Consider the following 18,895-nt stretch of genomic DNA (forward strand, 5'->3'; position numbering starts at 1 on the left):
AATCGTATCGAGGGCCGAGAATAGGTTGGTGATGACGGTGACGCCCCAGAAGCTCATCTGCCCCCAGGGCAACGTGTAGCCCATGAAGCCGGTCGCCATCATCAGCAGCATGATCAGGACGCCAGAACCCAAAGCACTTCGCGCGGCGCCTTATAGGAGCCGTAATAAAGTCCGCGGAAAATATGGATAAAGACCGCGAAGAAGAACATCGACGCGCCGACAGCGTGGAAGTTACGGATCATCCAGCCGTAATTCACGTCGCGACGGATGTGCTCGATCGAATCGAAGGCGCCAGAGGCGCTCGGCTGATAATGCATCGCCAGAATGACGCCGGTCACGATCTGCGCGACGAGGCAGAACGTCAGAATACCGCCAAACGTCCATAGGTAGTTGAGGTTGCGTGGCGTCGGAAAATCGACAAGCTGCCCATGTACCAAGCGCCCGACGGGCAGGCGCTCGTCGAACCATTTGCCCCAGCGCGAGGTCGGCTCATAGGTCGAAGTGTGACCACTCATTATTCTTCTCCCTAGCCGATCTTGATTTTTGTATCCGAGGAGAACGCGTAGGGCGGCACCTCAAGGTTTCTAGGCGCAGGGCCTTTTCGGATACGGCCGGACGTGTCGTAAACGGAGCCGTGGCAGGGGCAGAACCAGCCGCCGTATTCGCCACGTTCGTCACCCATCGACTGGCCTTTCGGAATACAGCCGAGATGCGTGCAGATGCCGACGAGAACGATCCAGTTCTCGTGACCCTTGACGGTCCGGTTGGCGTCCGTCGCGGGATCGTCGGTGGGGAGCGCGTCGTTCCGGGCGAGACTGTCGGGAAGCGTCTTCACGTCGACGTCCACGGCAGATGCGACTTCGGTTTTCGTGCGGTTGCGGATGAAGATCGGTTTGCCGCGCCATAGCACCGTGATGGCCTGACCCTCTTTAACGGGCGACAGGTCAACGTCGACAGACGACAGGGCCATGGTGCTTGCGTCGGGATTCATCTGCTGGATGAAGGGCCAAAGCAGAGAAGCGGCGCCGACAGCGGCAAACGCATTGCCCACAACCACCAGAAAATCTCGGCGATTTGGTTCTACTGCGTCAGTGGTCACGGGGGCCTCCAGTTCGAAGCGTTTGGGGAACACTGGAGGCAAGATACATGGGCAGGCGGCGAGACTTGCGTCTCCCGCTCTCAACCGTCCGCATCAAACCCCAGTCTTCTTCATCCCTTGTGGTCGTTCTGACAGCGTTTCGCTTTGCTCTCAAGCTCGGCCGAGCAACACTGTAAGGGGCAATTTGGCGCATCGTGATAAAACTCTCAATCTCGATAGCTCAATTCACAATTATTGCGGGATTTCTATAAATGCGCTTGGCGCTCTATCAACCCGACATAGCGCAAAATACCGGTACGATACTCCGCCTTTGTGCGTGCCTCGGCGTTCCGGTGGATGTTATCGGACCCGCCGGATTCGATTTCAGCGACCGCGCCTTGAAGCGCGCCGCCCTCGACTATCTGGATCATGTCGAGCTGAAGCGGCATATAAGTTTTTCCGAATTCATGGATCGGCGTGCTGAATCGCAAGCGCGCGGCCATGCCGGCCGGCTTGTTCTATTGAGCGCGCACGCCGCGACGCCGCACATCTCTTTTGCCTTTGAACCCAATGATATTTTGATGCTTGGACGCGAAAGCGCGGGATGCCCCGAGACCGTTCACGCACAAGTGGACGCACGCATCACCATCCCGATGCGACCAGGGCTCCGATCACTCAATGTGGCGGTGACAGCGGCGATCGTTCTTGGTGAAGCGCTGCGCCAGACCCATCAATTCCCTAGCCCGCAAGTCGGAATTAAATTCCTGTCGCAGACATGACATGCGAGTCCGGCAGATTTGGCGGGCCATTCTCAACCAAGTTTTCCGCACAGCATGGTCCTCAATATTTATCTCGCCGTCGCCGGTGGCATTGCTGCATTTCTTCTGATTGCGGGTCTCATTGCCGGTATTGCAGCGCATGACGATCAAAGCACATGGCGCATCTGGCCTGCTCCGCCAGCGGGATCGCTCAAGAGCTTTGCGTTCTGGACGCTCTTCCGGACGTTGAACATCGCCGTTCTCATTCTTTGCATCGGGCGATTGCTGCCCTTAACGACGGCCGGCCCGACGGCGATCTTGCGACTGGCCTTGATGGCGATCTCGATCGTTGCGTTCGCCGCTTATCTTTATGCACTTTGGGTTTTGGGGCGCGACGCCACCTATTGCCGGGCGAGCGGTCTCAACACGGACGGCTTCTATCGCTGGACGCGCAATCCGCAATACGCGACGGCCATCGCGGCCTTCGGCGCGCTTGGGCTCGCGGCGTGGTCGCCGGACGCAACGCCGCTCGCCGCTGAGCTGCTCCTCGTCTATGCGCTGATGGCGGTCGCGGAAGAGCCCTGGCTCGGGGCGCGCTATGGACGCGCCTACACGGATTACCGGACCGAGGTGCCACGCTTTTTCAATTTTCGTCATGCGCTCGCCGAGCTTGCGGTGCTCGCTGCCCGCAAGCCGCAGCCCCTCGCTGGGCAGCGCCGCAACGGCCGCTAGCTGACATGCCGTTTGCCGTTCGGCGGCTTGATAACGCCGCCGCTGATTACTCGGCCGCCTCGCGCGCCAGGAAGCCGCCCGACTGGCGCCGCCACAGCTGCGAATAAAGCCCGTCACGGAGCAACAGCTCGGCGTGCGTGCCCTGCTCGATGATGCGGCCTTCCTCCATCACGATGAGCCGGTCCATCGCGGCAATCGTCGACAGACGGTGCGCGATGGCGATGACCGTCTTGCCACGCATCAGCTTCTCGAGGCTCGCCTGGATTTCCGATTCGACCTCGGAATCGAGCGCGCTGGTCGCTTCGTCGAGAATGAGGATCGGCGCATCCTTCAACAGCACGCGTGCGATCGCGATGCGCTGGCGCTGTCCACCGGACAGCTTCACGCCGCGTTCGCCGACGTGGGCATCGTAACCCTTGCGACCCTTCATATCCTCGAGATGGAGGATGAAGCCGTGCGCTTCGGCTTGGCGCGCCGCTGCGATGACCTCGGCGTCCGTCGCGTTCGGGCGGCCGTAAAGAATGTTGTCGCGCACCGACCGATGCAGCAGCGAGGTGTCTTGCGTCACCATGCCGATCTCGGCGCGCAGACTGTCCTGCGTCACGTGCGCGATATCCTGTCCATCGATCACGATGCGGCCGCCTTCGAGATCGTAAAAGCGCAGCAGCAGATTGACGAGGGTCGACTTGCCGGCACCGGAACGGCCGACGAGTCCGACTTTTTCACCGGGTTTCACCGTCAACGACAGATTCTCGATGACACGCGGCGGCGCGTCCTCCGATGCCGCGCGTCCGGCGCCGTAGTGGAAGTGGATATGGTCGAGCCGGATTTGGCCATGCGGAACGGCGAGCGGCTTCGCGTCAGGCGCATCCTGCAACAGGTTCGGAAGCGAAATCGTTTCCATGCCCTCATGCACGACGCCGATGTTTTCGAAGACGTCGGCAATCGTCCACATCACCCAGCCCGACATCGTGACGATACGAATAACGAGGCCGCTGACGACGGCGATATCGCCGACGGAAACGTGTCCCATCGTCCAAAGCATAATGGCCGCGCCGGTCGTCGCGACAAGCAGGATGCCGTTGAGCGTGTAAAGCACAAGCTCCATTCCGGTGATCAGGCGCAGCGAAGCCTGCCATGCCTGCATCTGCTCGGTCAGGGCTTCGCGCGCATAGGCATCCTCGCGTTCGGCGTGCGCGAAGAGCTTCACCGTCATGATGCTCGTGTAGCTGTCGACGATGCGGCCGACGAGCATCGAGCGCGCTTCCGACGATTTCGTTGAACGATCCTTGATGCGAGGCACGAAGTAGCGCAGCGCGACGATGTAGGCGGCGAGCCAGATGACGAGAGGGATGGTCAGTCGCCAATCGGACGCGGCGAACAACAGCGCCGATCCGATGAACTGCACCGAGGCATACCAAAGCGCGTCGATCAATTGCACGACGCTTTCGCGGAGCGACGTGCCGGTCTGCATGATCTTGTTGGCGACGCGGCCGGCGAAATCGTTCTGGAAAAAGCCGAGGCTCTGGCGCAGCACATAGCGATGCGTCTGCCAGCGGATGCGCGTCGTCGTTCCCGCCGAGATCATCTGGTTCTTGATGAAATCGTGCGCGGTCGAGACCAGCGGCCGCAGGATCAGCGCGACGAAGGCCATCAGCGCCAGCATCCCGCCGTAGGTCGAGACGAAGGTCGCGGGATCGGGATGCGTGCGCATCCGGTCGACGATGGCGCCGACGAACCCCATGAGCGCGACTTCAATCGCCGAGCCGAGGCAACCCGCGATCAGCAGAAGCACGAAAAACGGCCAAAGCGGCTTGATGAAAAACCAGTAAAATCCCCACAGAGTATCCGGCGGGCGCGTAACCTCGCGCTCGTCGAAAGGCTTGATGCGGGTCTCCCCCCAGTGCATGAGTCGGCGGAACATGATGCCTATCACAAGCGCAAAAGCGGCGCGTCGTCGCAAGTACGGAAATCCGACTGGCGGCGGCGACCGGATGTTGATCGTGGATGCCGGTTAGGGCTAAGGGTCCTTTCAGTCAAAAACAAGACATTATGCAGAATAGCTGATGACCACATCCAATTCTCCCCTCGAGCAGCAAAAAGCGCAGGCGCGCGCCTGGTTCGAACGGCTGCGCGACGACATCGTCGCCTCTTTCGATAAACTCGAAGCCGGGTTGCCGGAAACAGCTCCGCATGGCGCTGACACACCGGGCAGTTTCGTCGCGACGCCGTGGACGCGGAAAGATGCCGCTGGGAATGACGGCGGCGGCGGTGTCATGAGCATGTTGCACGGACGCGTGTTCGAGAAGGCCGGCATTCATACCTCGACGGTCTACGGCGAATTCTCGCCCGAGTTCCGGAAGCAGATTCCGGGTGCCGAGGAGTCTCCCGCCTTCTGGGCGTCGGGCATTTCCCTGATCGTGCATCCCCGAAATCCGAACGTGCCCGCCGTTCACATGAACACGCGGATGATCGTTACGTCGAAATGGTGGTTCGGCGGCGGCGCCGATCTAACGCCGGTACTCGACAAGCGCCGCACGCAATCGGACGCCGATACACTGGCGTTTCATGCGGCGATGTATGGCGCCTGCGCCCCGCATTCCGTCGCCGACTATCAAAAATACAGAGACTGGTGCGACGAGTATTTCTTCCTGCCGCACCGGAACGAGATGCGCGGCGTCGGCGGCATTTTCTACGATCACCTCACACCGGCTGACACGAGCGGCGGGTGGGATGCCGCTTTCGCGTTCACCCAGGATGTCGGCAAGGCGTTCGCCAGCGTCTACCCGATGCTCGTGCGCGGCAATTATTCGATGCCCTATTCGGACGAGCAGCGCGAGGAACAGCTCATCCGGCGCGGACGTTACGTCGAATACAATCTTCTGTACGATCGCGGCACGATGTTCGGGCTCAAGACTGGCGGCAACGTCGAGAGCATTCTTTCCTCCATGCCGCCCGTGGTGAAGTGGCCGTAGAGCGGAGATTCCTCTCAGGCAAATCCCTACTTCTGTTGCCATTTGGCCAGCCGCGCCTTGCAACGGCCCGAGCGGTCGCTAGGCCGTTCTGGACCGTCGCGGCTGGTGCCTTATAACGCTGCCTGGAAATAGCTCGTCGCCTGTGCCTCAGTTCGCATTGGCGACGCATGGGTGTGCGTACCCCGTCGTGTTTCGCGTGCCGGAAACGGCCTTTGCCGGGGAGGCAGAATGAAACGTCTTGTCTGCTCGCTCGACGGCACGTGGAACGATGGTGACGGTTCGTCGCCGCAGACGAACGTCGCGAAACTACATAGCGCCATTCTGCCGAGAGATCGCAAAGGCGTTCGCCAGCTTGTCCGCTACATTGCGGGCATCGCGACGACAGAGAATTTGCACTTCGCGTTCCTGCGGGGCGCCGTCGGCGTCGAAGTCGGCGCGCGCATCAAGCTCGCGTATCAGTTTCTTCGCGACGTTTACGAGCCCGGCGATGAAATCTACCTGTTCGGATTTTCGCGCGGCGCTTTTGAAGCGCGCAGCCTTGCGAGTTTCGTGACGCTGTTCGGCATCGCTCCGGCGGACAGCGATTTCTCGTTCGAAGACGCGTGGAAGCTCTATCGCCAGTCCGAGCACAAACGGGACGTCGATACTTTGGCGCGCCTCAGCGCCGCTTGTCACTATCCCGTTCCAATCCGTTGCGTCGGCGTGTGGGATACGGTCGGCAACGTCGGAAATCCGTTCTCGGGCGCGTCGAGGATCAGCCGTCGGCTCGCGTATCACGACATGCGCTTGCACGACACGATCGACGTCGCGCTTCACGGTCTTTCGATTGACGAAGTGCGCGGGCCGTTCCGCCCGACGTTCTTTACTCTACCCGATGGAGCGACGCTCGCAGCACATCAGCGTGTCGAGCAGACATGGTTCGCGGGCACGCACGCCGACATCGGCGGCGGCTGGCCCGAGACGGAACTATCCGACATCGCGCTTCTCTGGATGGCGGAGCGCGTCGGCGCCTTGACCGGTCTCGCGATCGATATGCGAAAACTGAAGCGCACGACAGCGCCAGATCCGCTTGGGCTGCAGCACCATTCCGCGACAGGCTGGGTCTACACCTTCTCGCGGTTGGTCCCTTACATGCGGCTTGTCGGCCAGGATCTGCGCGCCATTGCAAAAGGACGACGGCGATGGCTCAGGGCATGGCGGACGAGCAAACTCGCTCCCGAGCTGGTGTCTCTCAACGAGACGATCCACAAAAGCGCTCTGGCGCGCTTCGGCCAGACGGTGCGTGAAGCGCGCGGCCGGACGGTCAAGGAAATTGCGTACCGGCCGAGGAGTCTTTCTTCCGCATTTTCAGTCTCGGCCGACGACGAGGCGCAGGATGGAAATTCTTCTGCAAAAGTAGCGTGAGCGTTGCGAATGGGGAGTTGCAGCGATCTCATAATCGCGGAGCGGTGCATCGCCACAGTTGCCGTCCACGACCGGCTTGCCACATCATACCCTGCCGCAGATATCCGTTTGCTCGCGCTATCCATCATATCCTTCATCATCCGGGATTTTTCACATGACATCGCTCCTTGATCCGCTTCGCGCAGGTGCCTTTACGCTGAAAAACCGTATTGTCCTCGCGCCGCTGACGCGCTGCCGCGCAAGTGCGGGACGCGTGCCAAACGATCTTATGCGGGACTATTACGTTCAACGAGCTTCAGCGGGGCTGATCCTGTCGGAGGCAACCTCCGTTACGGCAATGGGCGTCGGCTATCCGGATACGCCGGGCATCTGGTCTGACGAACAGGTTGCGGGTTGGAAGCGCATTACCGATGCCGTGCATGCGGCAGGCGGCACGATGCTTCTGCAGCTTTGGCATGTCGGGCGCGTCTCGCATCCCGACTATCTCGACGGGGCGCTGCCGGTTGCTCCCAGCGCAATCGCACCGCAAGGTCACGTCAGTCTGATGCGTCCGAAACGCGACTTCGTCGTGCCGCGCGCACTTGAGCTCAATGAAATTCCGGGCATCGTCGCCGATTATCGGCGCGGCGCGGAGAATGCGAAACGCGCGGGCTTCGACGGCGTCGAGGTTCACGGCGCCAACGGCTATCTGCTCGATCAGTTCCTGCAGGACAGCACCAACCTGCGCACCGACGCTTACGGCGGGCCTATCGAAAATCGCGCGCGGCTGATGCTCGAAGTCGTCGACGCCTGCATCGACGTTTGGGGCGCGGATCGCGTCGGGCTTCATTTGGCTCCGCGCGGGGATGCGTACACGATGGGTGACAGCAATCCGCTCGCCACGTTTGGCTACGTCGCCGAGCAAACTCGTCAACGCAAAATCGCATTTCTCTGCGCCCGCGAATACGAGGGCGCGAATGCGATCGGGCCGCAACTCAAGAAGATTTTCGGCGGCGTTTTCATCGCGAACGAGAAATTCACCAAAGAGACGGCGGAAGCTGCGATCAAGTCCGGCCGTGCGGATGCCGTCGCGCTCGGGCAGCTTTTCATCGCCAACCCCGATCTGCCGGAGCGCTTCAAGCTCGGCGCGCCGCTCAACGCTCCCGACCCGGCGACGTTCTACGCGCAAGGTCCAAAGGGCTATACCGACTATCCGTTCCTGGAGCGCGCGGAAGCCTAGGAAACCGGCGCGAAAGCAATCAAAGGGCGCAGCGGTGCTTCATCGCTCCGCCGTGCTGCGCCTAGCATACACGCTATCGAAAGCCTCGGCGAATTCCTGCGCGCCGGGCCTGATGATGGCCTGGGTCATGCGACGGTCCAACTCGAGCTGCAACTGCGCGCCCGTTAAACCGATGACCATCTTGTTCACGTAATAAGCGCGCCGGGCGAAAAAGTTCGTCGTCGGCGCGGAAGAGCCAGGCTCTTGCATCATCTCAAGACCCGTCGTCGGGCCCGCGAGATTCATCAACTCGAGTTCCGCTCCCGAGAGCGATCGGCGGCCTTGCTTCTCGGCGGTATCTTTCAGTGTTCTGAGCTTCATCGCCTGCAGCATCGGACCGATATCGGCATCGATGTTCAGGGTGTGAATTCCCATGCCGGTGTCCGTCTTGGCGTAGCGCTGCTGCACGCTCCATTCGAACGGCAAGCGTTTGACGTTAGCGTACATGCGTTTCAGAACCGCGAGCTTGCGTTTCAGCGCCGCCGTTCGCGCCGGAGAATTCGCCGGATCGCGCAACTTCTGATTAATCAGCGAGATGAACGTTTCGCCGCTGCGGGCCAGCTCGTTGATCGAGTTCGCGTCAAGAAGCTGCGCATAGCCGAGCGCGCTCGAGATCGCGCGACCGGTTTTCTTGATGGGATGAATACCCGACTGCATGTCGTATGTGCCGTTGCCGCCCGTCTCGAGCGCATAGACGCGCACGACCTGCTCCTTGGACAATCCCAAGGCATGCGCTTCCTCGGCATAGCGCAGCTTGAACTCGCGCTCGCTGACGCGCTCGGGCGTGAAGCCATAAACGCGCTTGGCGGCTTCCAGATAATCGGAAACGGTCGCAAGCTCTCGTTCCTTCGCGGGCTCCGTCGTCTTCTGATGTTCGACGAAGTCGTAATATTTTTTTGCAAGCGCGGCCGAGAGCGTTGGCCCGGTATACTTCGGCGGCAAGCTCATCACGTAGTCGCTTTGATCGAAAGGTATTTTCGCCGTACGCTTCTTGCGCCGCGTCTGTCGCTTCGCCTCGACGGCATCCCAATAGGCATCGGTTCGATCGCTGAAGACGTTGCGCGCCTCTTTCCATGCCCGGAACTCGTCGAGTTCAGAATCCGAGAGCGCCGCCAGGAAATCGATCGTCGACGCCGCACCAACAGGGCCGACGCTTGCGACGAGCGAAACGGCGGCGAAGACTGCCGATAACGCCAGCGCCCGAAGCGCTCCTGTCAGACCATGAATTCCCACGCGGTTCCAATTTTCCTGACAGACGGGCTTCGGTTTGCGATACGGTTTAGAAGGTATCGTGATTCAGCGGTGGCCGGCCACCCTTGGATGACGCCAGACATATGGTTACGATTAGTAAAATGCCCGCTCTTTCCGCCCCGAATGTGACGTCAATAGACCTCAATGCCGAAGTTTTCGAAAAGCTTGCCCGTGCGCGCCTGCTGGCGGAGCCGCCGGTCCTGAATGGGACGCATTCCTCGGGCGATGACGATCTCAATCCCGATGCCGGAAGATTTTTCCCGCACCCTCGCCACGCGGCGGTGCTCATTCCGATCGTCGCGCACGCGCCGCTGAGCGTGATCCTGACGGAACGAACGGGAAATCTTTCCGCCCACGCCGGTCAGATCGCTTTCCCGGGAGGAAAAGTCGAACCCGACGACACAAGCCCGCTGGCGGCGGCGGTGCGAGAGGCGCGCGAGGAGATCGCACTCGATGGCGCATTCATCGAGCCTCTGGGCTATCTGCCGACGTATCGTACCGGCACGGGGTTCATCATCACGCCGGCCGTCGCGCTGGTCCGTCCGGGATTCGATCTGGTTGCAGATCCGGCCGAGGTCGCCGACATTTTCGAAGTGCCGTTTCAGTTTTTGATGGACGAAGCCAATCACAAAATCGACAGCCGGAACTGGCGCGGCAACGAGCGGAGATTCTATGCCATGCCCTATGGCGAACGTTATATCTGGGGTGCGACCGCCGGAATCATCCGCGCGCTTTATCGGAGACTGTTCAGCGCATGATCCGCATCGTTTTTGAGAACATCTTTTTCTTTCTGTTGCCGACGCTGTTCTACATCGCCTGGGTGGCATTCCGGGATGACGAATGGTCGGGAGTTGCCGAGATCATGCGCGGCGCGCCCCTGCTCAAGCTCTTCATAGCCGGCGCCGCGCTCATGCTGACGACGCTCGTCGTTTTGTCATCGCGGACCTATAATGCGCCGCAAGACGTCTACGTCCCGCAATCGATGCAAGACGGAAAGCTCGAACCCGGACGCTCGATCCGTGCTCCGGAAGCGCAACCCGAGAAACCTTGAACGCATGTCGCAACTCACCGCCAGTGGCCCGCGCATCACCGCTGAATGGCTTGACGCAAACCCGCTTCGCAAAGTCTTCGCTGCGTTCGAAGCCGCACACGTCGATGTGTGCGTCGTCGGCGGCGCCATCCGGAATACGCTGATCGATCGACGCGTCATCGATGTCGACCTCGCGACGCCGGCTCTTCCCGGAGCCGTTATCCAGCTCGCAAAAGAGGGCGGTCTCGGCGCCTATCCGACAGGCATCGACCATGGCACGGTTACGCTCGTTTCCGATGGCGTCGGGTTCGAAATTACGACGCTTCGGCGCGATGTCGAAACCGACGGGCGCCATGCGACGGTCGCATTCACCCGGTCGTGGAATGAGGATGCCAAGCGCCGGGATTTCACGATCAATGCGCTTTACTGCACGTCCGATGGAACGATCTACGACCCGATCGGCGGCCTCGCTGATCTGCGCCGGCGGCGCGTTCGATTCATTGGCAACGCGGAAGCACGCATTCGCGAAGACTATCTACGCATCCTGCGTTTTTTCCGCTTCAGCGCGGAATACGGCAAAGGCCAGCTGGACGCGGCCGGACTGGCGGCGGCGATTGCACTGAGAGAAGGCCTGACGCAGCTTGCTGCCGAGCGTATCCGCGCCGAACTGCTGAAGCTGCTGGCGGCGCCTTTCGCAGCGGAGATCGTGCGGACAATGCGCGAGAACGGGATTCTGGAATTCGTCCTTCCGGGCGCCCTCAATCCGGAGTGGTTGGCACGGCTGCAGGCAATCGAGACCGGCCTCGGTCAGCCGCCGGATGTGATCTGCGGACTGGCGGCGCTCGCTGTTCCCGGCCCGGAGACTGTCGACGCGCTGGCGCAACGGCTTCGTCTCTCCAATGCCGAAGCGGCCGCGATCAAGGCTGCCGTTATCGTTAATCCAGACATCGATCCCGCGCGGCCTGACTCTGCCGCCTGCGTCGTGCTCTACCGCGTCGGGCGTGAGGCTTTTCGACGGGCCGTACTTGTCGCGTGGGCGCGGTCGGCCGCCTCCCTTGCCGACCCTGCCTGGCGCAGGCGCGCGCTGCTGGCGGACCGCTGGAGCCCGCCAACGATGCCGTTCGGCGGAAGCGACGTGCTTGCCCTTGGCGTGCCTGCGGGGCCGGCGGTGGGAGAAATACTCAAGGCCTTCGAAACGTGGTGGATCGCGAGCAATTTTGCGGCCGACTACGCTGAGCAAACGACAAAGATCAAAGCTCTGGCCTCAAAAGTAATTCATTAACAAAGCATTAAATTTTACTTCAAACTGCTCGTGACCGTGTTTATGCTCCCGGTCCGGGGTTTCGATTGTATTGCGTCGAGGGGAATACCCGGATGGATGATTTTCGTCACGAACGTGCACGATCACTCAGGTTTGTTCAGATTGTTTTTGCCGCGCTTGCGCTCTTCAGTCTGACCGCCGCCCTTGCGGTTGCTACACGGGGAGCCGACCTCGGACTGCCCGAAACATCGACCTACCCGATCTCGCTTGCGTTCCTGATGGTCGGAGTTGTCGATACGGCGTTGCTGTTCATCTGGGAACACCTTTTCCAGCGCATCGAGTTCTAAGCCGTCGCAGGCAAGCACCTGGAGCGAAATAATCGCTGTTGTCGCGACGCGCCGCAGGCTGCCGTCACACGCGTGTAACATGAATCCGGTCCTTCGCTCAGCATGAAAAGCTTGGCGATTGGGGGCCGAACTTGAGCGCCGCGACCGCACCTGGAGAACTGAATTACCGCGCCGTATTCATTTCCGATGTTCACCTCGGAATGCGCAATTCGCAAGCACCCGCGCTTCTCGATTTCCTGCGCTACGTCGAGAGCGAGGAGCTTTACCTGGTCGGCGACATCGTCGACTTCTGGAAAGTCCGGCGCGGACCGCATTGGCCGCAAAGCCATAACGACGTTCTGCAAAAGCTCCTGCGCAAGGCGCGCAAGGGCACGCGCGTCGTTTTCATTCCCGGCAATCACGATGACGGGCTGCGCGACTACGCGGGCATGAACTTCGGCGGCGTGGAGCTTCGCCGCGACGCTATCCACAAAGGCGTCAACGGCAAGCGCTATCTCGTTCTGCACGGCGACGAATTCGACGTCGTGGTGCGGTACGCGCGCTGGCTTGCGTTCCTCGGCGACCGCTCTTACGACGCGGCCTTGGCGCTCAACGTGCCGCTGAACTATGCGCGGCGCATGCTGGGTTTCGGACACTGGTCGCTTTCGGCGTTCCTGAAGCTCAAGGTCAAAAGCGCCGTCAACTTCATCGGTGAATTCGAGGATGCTCTGGCTGCCGAGGCGCGACGGCGCGATGCCGAGGGTCTCATTTGCGGCCACATCCATCATGCGAACAGCCGCATGATCGACGGCATCCACTATCTGAATTGCGGCGACTGGGTTGAAAGCTGCACCGCAATCGGCGAGCGCTTCGACGGCCAATTCGAAATCATCCGCTGGAAAGAGCATATCGGCGCGCGCGCGACGCAGGCCGCATCGGGACGCTGGCTGATCGAAGCCGCATAAAATTCTCAACGCCGTACCGAAAGCGGCGACCAATGGAGATCGTGAGTGAACGTATTCGCAAAAACCTTCGAACCGACCAGCATCAACCTGCTCAGCGAGGCGGTGCACCAGAACCGCGCGCTGAGCGCGGCGGGCTTTCTCGAACGAACCTTCACTTTCGCCTTCCGCTCCATGGTCTATCCGCAAATCTGGGAAGACCCGCGCGCGGATATGGAAGCGCTGGAATTCACGCCGCAGAGCCGCGTCATGACGATTGCGTCCGGCGGCTGCAACGTGATGAGCTACCTGACCGGCAATCCGGCGCGCATCATCGCCATCGACCTCAATGAAACGCACATCGCGCTTTTGAAGTTGAAGCTCGCGGCCGCTCAGCACCTTCCGAACCACGCAACGTTCTATCGCTTTTTCGGCTCGGCCGACGATCGCCGCAACGTGCATCTCTATCGCGATCTGATCGCGCAACATCTCGACGCCGAGACGCGCGCCTACTGGGACGGGCGCGACATCACCGGCCGGCGGCGCATTTCGCGGTTCGCGCGCAATTTCTACCGCTATGGACTGCTCGGCCGCTTCATCACGAGCGGCCATGTCATGGCTCGTGTTCTCGGAGCCAATCCCAAGCGCATTCTCGACGCACAAACGGTCGAGGAGCAGCGCGAGATTTTCGACCGCGAGATCGCGCCCGCGTTCGACCATCCGCTGTTGCGCTGGATCACGTCCAACCGCGCCTCGCTGTTCGGACTCGGCATTCCGCCCGTGCAGTATGATGCTTTATCGGATGGCGGCGCGCGGCCGATGTCGGAGGTTCTGAAGGAGCGCGCCCAGCGCCTCGCGACGGGCTTCGATCTCAAGGACAATTATTTTGCCTGGCAGGCGTTCGGTCGGCGCTATGCTCCGCAGGGGCAAGGCCCGTGTCCGCCCTATCTCGACAAAGCGAACTTTCTGGCGGTCAAGACGCGAACCAACCGTGTGACCGTCATTCATGACAACATGGTCCGCTTCCTGTCGAACGAACCGGCCGAAAGTCTCGATCGCTATATTCTACTCGATGCGCAGGACTGGATGGACGATGCCGTGCTCAACGCCTTGTGGCGCGAAATCACGCGCACGGCTCGGCCGGGAGCGCGAGTCATCTTCCGCACCGCGGGCGAACCGAGCATTCTTCCGGGACGCGTTTCGAACGCCCTGCTCGAACGCTGGACTTACGATGCCGCCCGCTCCGCCGAGATCCATGCCAAGGATCGCTCGGCCATCTACGGCGGCTTCCACCTTTATCTGAAACGCGACTGACGGAGCGCCCATGTCGGAGTCCGCTGCGGGAGCGATGGATGTCATCTATCGGCACCAGCGCTATATCTATGATCTGACGCGGCGGCATTATCTTCTGGGGCGCGACCAGCTGATCGCCGACCTGATGCCCCCCGCCGGCGGGTCCGTGCTGGAAGTCGGCTGCGGTACGGCGCGCAACCTGATCTGCGCGGCGCGCCGTTATCCGGACGCACGATTCTTCGGACTCGATGTTTCAGACGAGATGCTCAAAACCGCGCGTGCCGCGATTGCGCGAAGTGGCAAGAGCCATCGAATCCACGTCGCGCAAGCCGATGCGACCGCGTTCAGCCCAGAGGCGCTGTTCGAGCTCTCGTCGTTCGACCGGATTTTCATCTCATACGCCGTGTCGATGATTCCAGCCTGGGAAGCTGTGCTCGATCGTGCGGCCAGCACACTTGCGCCAGGGGGCGCGCTGCACATCGTCGACTTCGGAACGATGGACGGCATGGCGAACGTCGCGCGAAAGGCCATGCTTGCGTGGCTCGCACACTTCAGCGTAACGCCGCGCACCAACTTACAGGACGTGGTGCGCGCGGTCGCGCGGCGGCACGGCTTTAATGCGTCGTTCCACCAAGGCCGATTTGGCTACACAGCGATGGCAAAGATCAGCCGCTAACGTTGGCTCGGCGAAGAATTCGGTCAGCTGACGTGCGGACCGCGCATCGACTGCAACGCCGACTGAATGCGACGCCAATCCTCGACAAGATGTTTGTCGCCACGCTCCTCGAATTCGCGAACCCTATGCGCAGCTTCGGCCAAGGCTTTCGCGCCGTGAGCCTCATAGAGCTGTCGCGCGTGCGCTTGAATTTCGACGGCATCCATAGTTTTGCCTCTCGTTGGTCGACGTCCGTGAAGCATCTACTTTGAGGCGTAGGGCTGCAATATAAAAGTCCTTGAAACAACATGTGATCGAAGCGCTTTGGCGCGGATCATGAAAGAAAGCCCCGAGAGATGGGGCTTTCTGCGTGCTTCTAGCCGGTATTTCAGAACGCGATGCGGTGCATCACGACTTTGCTGCAGCTGCTTCCGGTTTCGAAGTTCCGGCGCCGTTGGCAACGATCTCGGCGACGAGAGCTTTGTCTTCGGGCGGAATTTCGAGAGCAGACGGAGCGTCGGCTTCTGCTGCGGCCTCAGCCGACACGACAGCTGCCTCATCGGCAGGAGCGACATCGGCGGCGGCTTCTGGCGCCGCAGGTTCTGCCGATGCAGACTCTACGGCTGGGGCTGCGGCTTCCGCTGGTGCATCGTCGGCCGGTGCCGCCTCTCCGGCTGCTGCTTCTGCTGGCTCTGCTGCGTCGGCCGCTTCTAATGCGGCCGGCTCTTCCGGAGCAGGCTCCGAAGCCGGTTCAGCATCGGCTGCTTCCGCGACAGCTTCATCGGCTGCCGCATCCGCAGCACTCACTTCTGCCGCTGCTTCCTCGGTTGCTGGTTCCTCAGCGGCTGATTCCTCAGCGGCCGATCCCTCTACAGCCGGTTCCGCAGCAGCTTCGGCGGTGGGCGCTTCTTCCGATGCCGTTTCTACTGTGGCCGGTTCGGGTTCCGCGGCCACTGGTTCTGCGACAGCTTCGGCTGCCGCTTCTTCTGCAGCCGGGGGAGCTTCCTCCGCCACGGCCACTGCTTCAACGACATCTTCGGTTGCAGCCGACGAAGCTTCTGCGTCCGCTTCCGGTGCAGCGGCCTGTTCCGTTGCCTGCTCCTCAACCACTGCAGCTTCCGCGGGTGCGAGAGCTGCAGCCAAGTCCCCGATCGCGCGCTCGACGGCTTTCATGGCCTTGAAATCCGACGTCGCCTCAATGCGCGCTTGAACGCCCTGATGTAACTCCTTGAGCTTGGACAGAATATCTTCCGACATCTATTCTTCCCTTTCTTCTTGGATTTTGAGAAAAAGTCGCCCCTTCATCAGCGCATGACTGTTCATGCGGATGCTCGTCTTCGAATTTTGCAGTAATGCGCAAGAATAAATGTACAGGAATTATTTGCTGAACCGAACAGCTGCGACGAACTGTACACAGCTATAAATTGCGCCTATGGCCAGTTGGCGTATGTAACAGTTTTACCGCATTCTCGGGAGGTGCTGTGATGAGGCAGCATCAGATTCGGGATGGAGGCAATGCATGGTCGAAGAGGGCAAGCCGTTTAAGCGGACGCAATTGCTCGCCTCGGTTCTGGAGACAGCGACTAGATGGTGGGGCATCCTCCTCCCGCTGTTGGGTGGCGCCATGAGCGGGTACCTAGCCTACGTTACCAGCGCGCTTGCCGCATATGCTCCATTCTCATGGCTGGCAGCAGGGCTAACTGCAGCTTTAGTTTTCATTCTAATAGGACTAGGAGCAGCGAAGACAGCCGAGCTTACTGCGAGGTGGCACTACACGCGCAGGATCACGGCCAACCCCCCACCAGTAAATCCCTTAGACAATGTTTTTACACGACGGCAGATCAAGTTGGCCGACATCCGCAATCCATTCAACGCAGTGCACTCAAATAAGACGTTCCTAGACTGTGAACTCATTGGACCTGGAACATTGCTTTTCGCAGGCAACACGACCTTGGACGGTATCGGATTTATCAATTGCGACTGCGTATCCGTTCGAGAAAACGTGCCGGTGCATAACCTCATAGTGCTGCAAGACGCTGTAATTCGGGGCGGGAAAATATACGGGATGACGCTCCTGTTTCCGGAGACTATGGTAGAACAACTAAATCGCGAGATCCCAGGGATTCAATGGATAACGAGGGTCTAAGTGTCCCGAGGCAAATATCTCTCGCTTGAAGAAGCCCGCAACACGGGCAAGCTCGAACAGTTTGCCAAGGACCATCCGAGTGAAGCCGATGCGCCCCGCTTTAAAAGCCTTCTGGAAGCGATGTCGAAAGGCGTCTTAGAAGCGTCGGAAACATCTTCTCCGGATCATGCCGCAGGTTCCAGCGGAACTCGAACTCGCCAAGGTACAAAGGCAAGCGGTGCGAAGAAACGTGGACGTGCGTCCCGCGAATAGACCGTTTGATGATCGACCAGAAGCCCTCAATCGTATTCGTGTGGCGGTCGCCGCGAACGTATTCCGTCGCAGCGTGGTTCACGCTCTCGTGATCATAGCCGTACATCCACAAACGCTTATAGCTTGTAGCTCGTCCGTGGTGACGGTGGCGTCACGCTTCACATGCTTGATGATGTGAGCCTCAAGCGTCTTGCGGGCGACGTTCGGAATAACACGGGTGATGATGTCGCCATTCCTGGAGACCATGCCGAGCACAATGGTTTTGTATTGCGCGTTGCGGCCCGAGCCGACGCCCTTCTTTTTGCCGCCGACAAGCGTCTCGTCGATCTCAACATGACCGCCAAGCGGCGGATCGGCATCGACGTAGGCCAGATACTTGCGGATTTGCATCCCCATCCTGTACGCCGTTTTGTAATTAACCGAGAGTTGCCGTTGTAGCTCTTTCGCCGGAACGCCGTGGCGCGTCGTCGTGAACAGGTACATGGCATAGAACCACTTTTGCAGCGGCGTGTGCGAGCGATAGAACGGCGTGCCGACCATCGGGTGAACGTGTTCGCCACATGAACACGTCCAAGCGGGCAGTTTCGACAGCCGTTTGTAGAGCCCAACGTCGCCGCAACGCTTGCATTTATACTCTGAACCGAAGCGGGCCCGGAACAGATGCTCAAGGCAAGCATCATCATCCGGGAATAACCTCATGAATTCAGTGATTGGCATCGTCTTGATCATGGCACCGCTCCCTCGCGTCCCATGATATATAGCCCAACAATCTACATACGTCAACTGGCCATTGGCGATAAATTGCGTTCGCGCGGAGCGGAGTGTTCCGGACGAGCGCGATCGCACTCACAAATTCTCGCGACATTGTGAGGAAAGTTCAGCAACGGCTTCGATTGAACGCGCCACCGACACGCCCAAGTCGATTGCATTGGCTGTCTCGATGGGAGACGCCGCACAAGACAAGGAGCCTGTTATGTCGGCACGTTTTAGTGTTCCCGCAATCGCACTTGCCTGCGGCCTCGCGATCTCGGCGCACCCCGCATCAGCGATGCAAGAGCCGGGCGGCAGCGCGGCTAGCACTCCCGCATCCATCATCGTCTTCGACCAGAAGCTCGACGGCCCGGACGTCAAAGTCAGCTACGTCTATGCTCCGGCAAAGAGTTTCGCCGTCGTCTACGGAAGCGATCAGCACGGCAAACCCGGAAGCAAGGTGCTTGGTTCAACGGCACTCGAAGCGGGCGACCATCGCGATGTGAAGGTGCCGATCTCCGCGCAAGCAAAGGCGGGAGATGCGCTTTGGATCTCGCTCTATCACGCCAAGGGCGATGGCAAGGCGTTCGATAGCGCGAACGCGACATCCTATTGGGGTAGCGAGAGCCTGCCGTCCACGAACGGCTTCGTCGTCAGATAACAAAAGAGAAAAGCCCCGCATTGCTGCGGGGCTTTTTGTTTGCGCCGGGCGACTCCCCTGTGGGGAGCCGGCCGCCCGGCGTGAAGTTGGTCTGTGCGGAAAGGCCGGAAGGCGCGGACGTATT

Annotated in this window: 19 protein-coding genes and 2 pseudogenes; 13 read left to right on the forward strand and 8 right to left on the reverse strand. The window is 60.3% G+C overall.

What is annotated here, in order from left to right:
- Nucleotides 1-515 (reverse strand): annotated as a pseudogene (locus tag WC026_RS11090) (cytochrome bc complex cytochrome b subunit); the annotation flags it as partial.
- 11 nt (nucleotides 516-526) lie between these two features.
- On the reverse strand, nucleotides 527-1,099 hold the full coding sequence (petA, locus tag WC026_RS11095) for a ubiquinol-cytochrome c reductase iron-sulfur subunit (protein ID WP_372711013.1): 573 nt from the start codon (nucleotides 1,097-1,099) through the stop codon (nucleotides 527-529).
- A 251-nt stretch (nucleotides 1,100-1,350) separates the two neighbouring features.
- Between petA and WC026_RS11100 the strand changes: the two genes are divergently transcribed.
- Both WC026_RS11100 and WC026_RS11105 read left to right on the forward strand, forming a co-directional pair.
- The gene (locus WC026_RS11100) at nucleotides 1,351-1,857 is read left to right on the forward strand and encodes a tRNA (cytidine(34)-2'-O)-methyltransferase (RefSeq protein WP_372711014.1); all 507 of its coding nucleotides are present in this window, start codon (nucleotides 1,351-1,353) and stop codon (nucleotides 1,855-1,857) included.
- Between the two features lie 54 nt (nucleotides 1,858-1,911).
- Complete coding sequence (locus tag WC026_RS11105) at nucleotides 1,912-2,568, forward strand: isoprenylcysteine carboxylmethyltransferase family protein (RefSeq protein ID WP_372711015.1); 657 nt, start codon at nucleotides 1,912-1,914, stop codon at nucleotides 2,566-2,568.
- Between the two features lie 46 nt (nucleotides 2,569-2,614).
- Here WC026_RS11105 and WC026_RS11110 read toward each other — a convergent pair whose 3' ends face one another.
- Nucleotides 2,615-4,492: an ABC transporter ATP-binding protein gene (locus tag WC026_RS11110; RefSeq protein WP_372711016.1), complete on the reverse strand. Its 1,878-nt coding sequence runs from the start codon at nucleotides 4,490-4,492 to the stop codon at nucleotides 2,615-2,617.
- 142 nt (nucleotides 4,493-4,634) lie between these two features.
- Here WC026_RS11110 and hemF point away from each other — a divergent pair, with 142 nt between their 5' ends.
- The 3 genes from hemF (at nucleotide 4,635) to WC026_RS11125 (ending at nucleotide 8,166) form a co-directional block, all read left to right on the forward strand.
- Nucleotides 4,635-5,543 carry an oxygen-dependent coproporphyrinogen oxidase gene (gene hemF / locus WC026_RS11115; protein ID WP_372711017.1) on the forward strand — a complete coding sequence of 303 codons (909 nt, stop codon included), beginning with the start codon at nucleotides 4,635-4,637 and terminating at the stop codon, nucleotides 5,541-5,543.
- 228 nt (nucleotides 5,544-5,771) lie between these two features.
- The gene (locus WC026_RS11120; protein WP_372711018.1) at nucleotides 5,772-6,947 is read left to right on the forward strand and encodes a DUF2235 domain-containing protein; all 1,176 of its coding nucleotides are present in this window, start codon (nucleotides 5,772-5,774) and stop codon (nucleotides 6,945-6,947) included.
- A 154-nt stretch (nucleotides 6,948-7,101) separates the two neighbouring features.
- A complete protein-coding gene (locus WC026_RS11125) occupies nucleotides 7,102-8,166 on the forward strand; it encodes an alkene reductase (protein ID WP_372711019.1) in 1,065 nt (354 codons plus the stop codon).
- A 39-nt stretch (nucleotides 8,167-8,205) separates the two neighbouring features.
- Here the strand turns inward: WC026_RS11125 and WC026_RS11130 are convergent, their stop codons facing one another.
- Nucleotides 8,206-9,438, reverse strand: a complete 1,233-nt coding sequence (locus tag WC026_RS11130; RefSeq protein ID WP_372711020.1) for a hypothetical protein — start codon at nucleotides 9,436-9,438, stop codon at nucleotides 8,206-8,208.
- A 119-nt stretch (nucleotides 9,439-9,557) separates the two neighbouring features.
- Between WC026_RS11130 and WC026_RS11135 the strand changes: the two genes are divergently transcribed.
- From WC026_RS11135 to WC026_RS11145, 3 genes are read left to right on the forward strand one after another with little or no spacing between them, the layout of a single operon-like run.
- Nucleotides 9,558-10,214: a CoA pyrophosphatase gene (locus WC026_RS11135; protein ID WP_372711021.1), complete on the forward strand. Its 657-nt coding sequence runs from the start codon at nucleotides 9,558-9,560 to the stop codon at nucleotides 10,212-10,214.
- Entirely contained in the window at nucleotides 10,211-10,507 is a 297-nt protein-coding gene (locus WC026_RS11140) for a DUF6111 family protein (RefSeq protein ID WP_372711022.1), read from the forward strand. Before WC026_RS11135 ends, WC026_RS11140 begins: the two co-directional genes overlap by 4 nt.
- Before the next feature lie 4 nt (nucleotides 10,508-10,511).
- Nucleotides 10,512-11,768 (forward strand): CCA tRNA nucleotidyltransferase, encoded by a 1,257-nt coding sequence (locus WC026_RS11145; RefSeq protein WP_372711023.1) that lies wholly within the window; start codon nucleotides 10,512-10,514, stop codon nucleotides 11,766-11,768.
- A gap of 122 nt (nucleotides 11,769-11,890) precedes the next feature.
- Here the strand turns inward: WC026_RS11145 and WC026_RS11150 are convergent, their stop codons facing one another.
- Nucleotides 11,891-12,175, reverse strand: coding sequence for a hypothetical protein (locus tag WC026_RS11150; RefSeq protein WP_372711024.1), 285 nt, complete (start codon nucleotides 12,173-12,175; stop codon nucleotides 11,891-11,893).
- Between the two features lie 50 nt (nucleotides 12,176-12,225).
- On the opposite strand from WC026_RS11150, the gene WC026_RS11155 reads away from it, so the two are divergent.
- From WC026_RS11155 to WC026_RS11165, 3 genes are read left to right on the forward strand one after another with little or no spacing between them, the layout of a single operon-like run.
- Complete coding sequence (locus WC026_RS11155; protein WP_372711026.1) at nucleotides 12,226-13,038, forward strand: UDP-2,3-diacylglucosamine diphosphatase; 813 nt, start codon at nucleotides 12,226-12,228, stop codon at nucleotides 13,036-13,038.
- 45 nt (nucleotides 13,039-13,083) lie between these two features.
- On the forward strand, nucleotides 13,084-14,328 hold the full coding sequence (locus WC026_RS11160) for a DUF3419 family protein (protein WP_372711027.1): 1,245 nt from the start codon (nucleotides 13,084-13,086) through the stop codon (nucleotides 14,326-14,328).
- 10 nt (nucleotides 14,329-14,338) lie between these two features.
- A complete protein-coding gene (locus WC026_RS11165; RefSeq protein ID WP_372711028.1) occupies nucleotides 14,339-14,983 on the forward strand; it encodes a class I SAM-dependent methyltransferase in 645 nt (214 codons plus the stop codon).
- Between the two features lie 23 nt (nucleotides 14,984-15,006).
- On the opposite strand, the gene WC026_RS11170 is transcribed toward WC026_RS11165, so the two are convergent.
- A complete protein-coding gene (locus WC026_RS11170) occupies nucleotides 15,007-15,189 on the reverse strand; it encodes a hypothetical protein (protein WP_372711029.1) in 183 nt (60 codons plus the stop codon).
- A 181-nt stretch (nucleotides 15,190-15,370) separates the two neighbouring features.
- On the reverse strand, nucleotides 15,371-16,219 hold the full coding sequence (locus WC026_RS11175) for a hypothetical protein (protein ID WP_372711030.1): 849 nt from the start codon (nucleotides 16,217-16,219) through the stop codon (nucleotides 15,371-15,373).
- A gap of 262 nt (nucleotides 16,220-16,481) precedes the next feature.
- Between WC026_RS11175 and WC026_RS11180 the strand changes: the two genes are divergently transcribed.
- Entirely contained in the window at nucleotides 16,482-17,108 is a 627-nt protein-coding gene (locus WC026_RS11180) for a hypothetical protein (protein ID WP_372711032.1), read from the forward strand.
- A 100-nt stretch (nucleotides 17,109-17,208) separates the two neighbouring features.
- Here the strand turns inward: WC026_RS11180 and WC026_RS11185 are convergent.
- A pseudogene (locus tag WC026_RS11185) lies at nucleotides 17,209-18,089 on the reverse strand (IS1595 family transposase).
- Nucleotides 18,090-18,333: 244 nt separating this feature from the next.
- Between WC026_RS11185 and WC026_RS11190 the strand changes: the two are divergent.
- Nucleotides 18,334-18,771 carry a hypothetical protein gene (locus WC026_RS11190; protein WP_372711033.1) on the forward strand — a complete coding sequence of 146 codons (438 nt, stop codon included), beginning with the start codon at nucleotides 18,334-18,336 and terminating at the stop codon, nucleotides 18,769-18,771.
- Nucleotides 18,772-18,895 lie beyond the last annotated feature (124 nt).

The organism is Hyphomicrobium sp., from assembly GCF_041674905.1.
In the GTDB taxonomy this organism is placed as follows: domain Bacteria; phylum Pseudomonadota; class Alphaproteobacteria; order Rhizobiales; family Hyphomicrobiaceae; genus Hyphomicrobium_B.

Excerpts from the sequence above, each read along its gene's own strand:
- WC026_RS11145 (WP_372711023.1), top strand. The coding sequence starts at position 10,512 with ATGTCGCAACTCACCGCCAGTGGCCCGCGCATCACCGCTGAATGGCTT.
- WC026_RS11120 (WP_372711018.1), top strand. The coding sequence starts at position 5,772 with ATGAAACGTCTTGTCTGCTCGCTCGACGGCACGTGGAACGATGGTGAC.
- WC026_RS11110 (WP_372711016.1), bottom strand. The coding sequence starts at position 4,492 with ATGTTCCGCCGACTCATGCACTGGGGGGAGACCCGCATCAAGCCTTTC.
- WC026_RS11180 (WP_372711032.1), top strand. The coding sequence starts at position 16,482 with ATGGTCGAAGAGGGCAAGCCGTTTAAGCGGACGCAATTGCTCGCCTCG.
- WC026_RS11165 (WP_372711028.1), top strand. The coding sequence starts at position 14,339 with ATGTCGGAGTCCGCTGCGGGAGCGATGGATGTCATCTATCGGCACCAG.
- WC026_RS11105 (WP_372711015.1), top strand. The coding sequence starts at position 1,912 with ATGGTCCTCAATATTTATCTCGCCGTCGCCGGTGGCATTGCTGCATTT.
- WC026_RS11175 (WP_372711030.1), bottom strand. The coding sequence starts at position 16,219 with ATGTCGGAAGATATTCTGTCCAAGCTCAAGGAGTTACATCAGGGCGTT.
- hemF (WP_372711017.1), top strand. The coding sequence starts at position 4,635 with ATGACCACATCCAATTCTCCCCTCGAGCAGCAAAAAGCGCAGGCGCGC.
- WC026_RS11150 (WP_372711024.1), bottom strand. The coding sequence starts at position 12,175 with ATGTTACACGCGTGTGACGGCAGCCTGCGGCGCGTCGCGACAACAGCG.
- WC026_RS11100 (WP_372711014.1), top strand. The coding sequence starts at position 1,351 with ATGCGCTTGGCGCTCTATCAACCCGACATAGCGCAAAATACCGGTACG.
- WC026_RS11190 (WP_372711033.1), top strand. The coding sequence starts at position 18,334 with ATGTCGGCACGTTTTAGTGTTCCCGCAATCGCACTTGCCTGCGGCCTC.
- WC026_RS11140 (WP_372711022.1), top strand. The coding sequence starts at position 10,211 with ATGATCCGCATCGTTTTTGAGAACATCTTTTTCTTTCTGTTGCCGACG.
- WC026_RS11135 (WP_372711021.1), top strand. The coding sequence starts at position 9,558 with ATGCCCGCTCTTTCCGCCCCGAATGTGACGTCAATAGACCTCAATGCC.
- WC026_RS11125 (WP_372711019.1), top strand. The coding sequence starts at position 7,102 with ATGACATCGCTCCTTGATCCGCTTCGCGCAGGTGCCTTTACGCTGAAA.
- WC026_RS11170 (WP_372711029.1), bottom strand. The coding sequence starts at position 15,189 with ATGGATGCCGTCGAAATTCAAGCGCACGCGCGACAGCTCTATGAGGCT.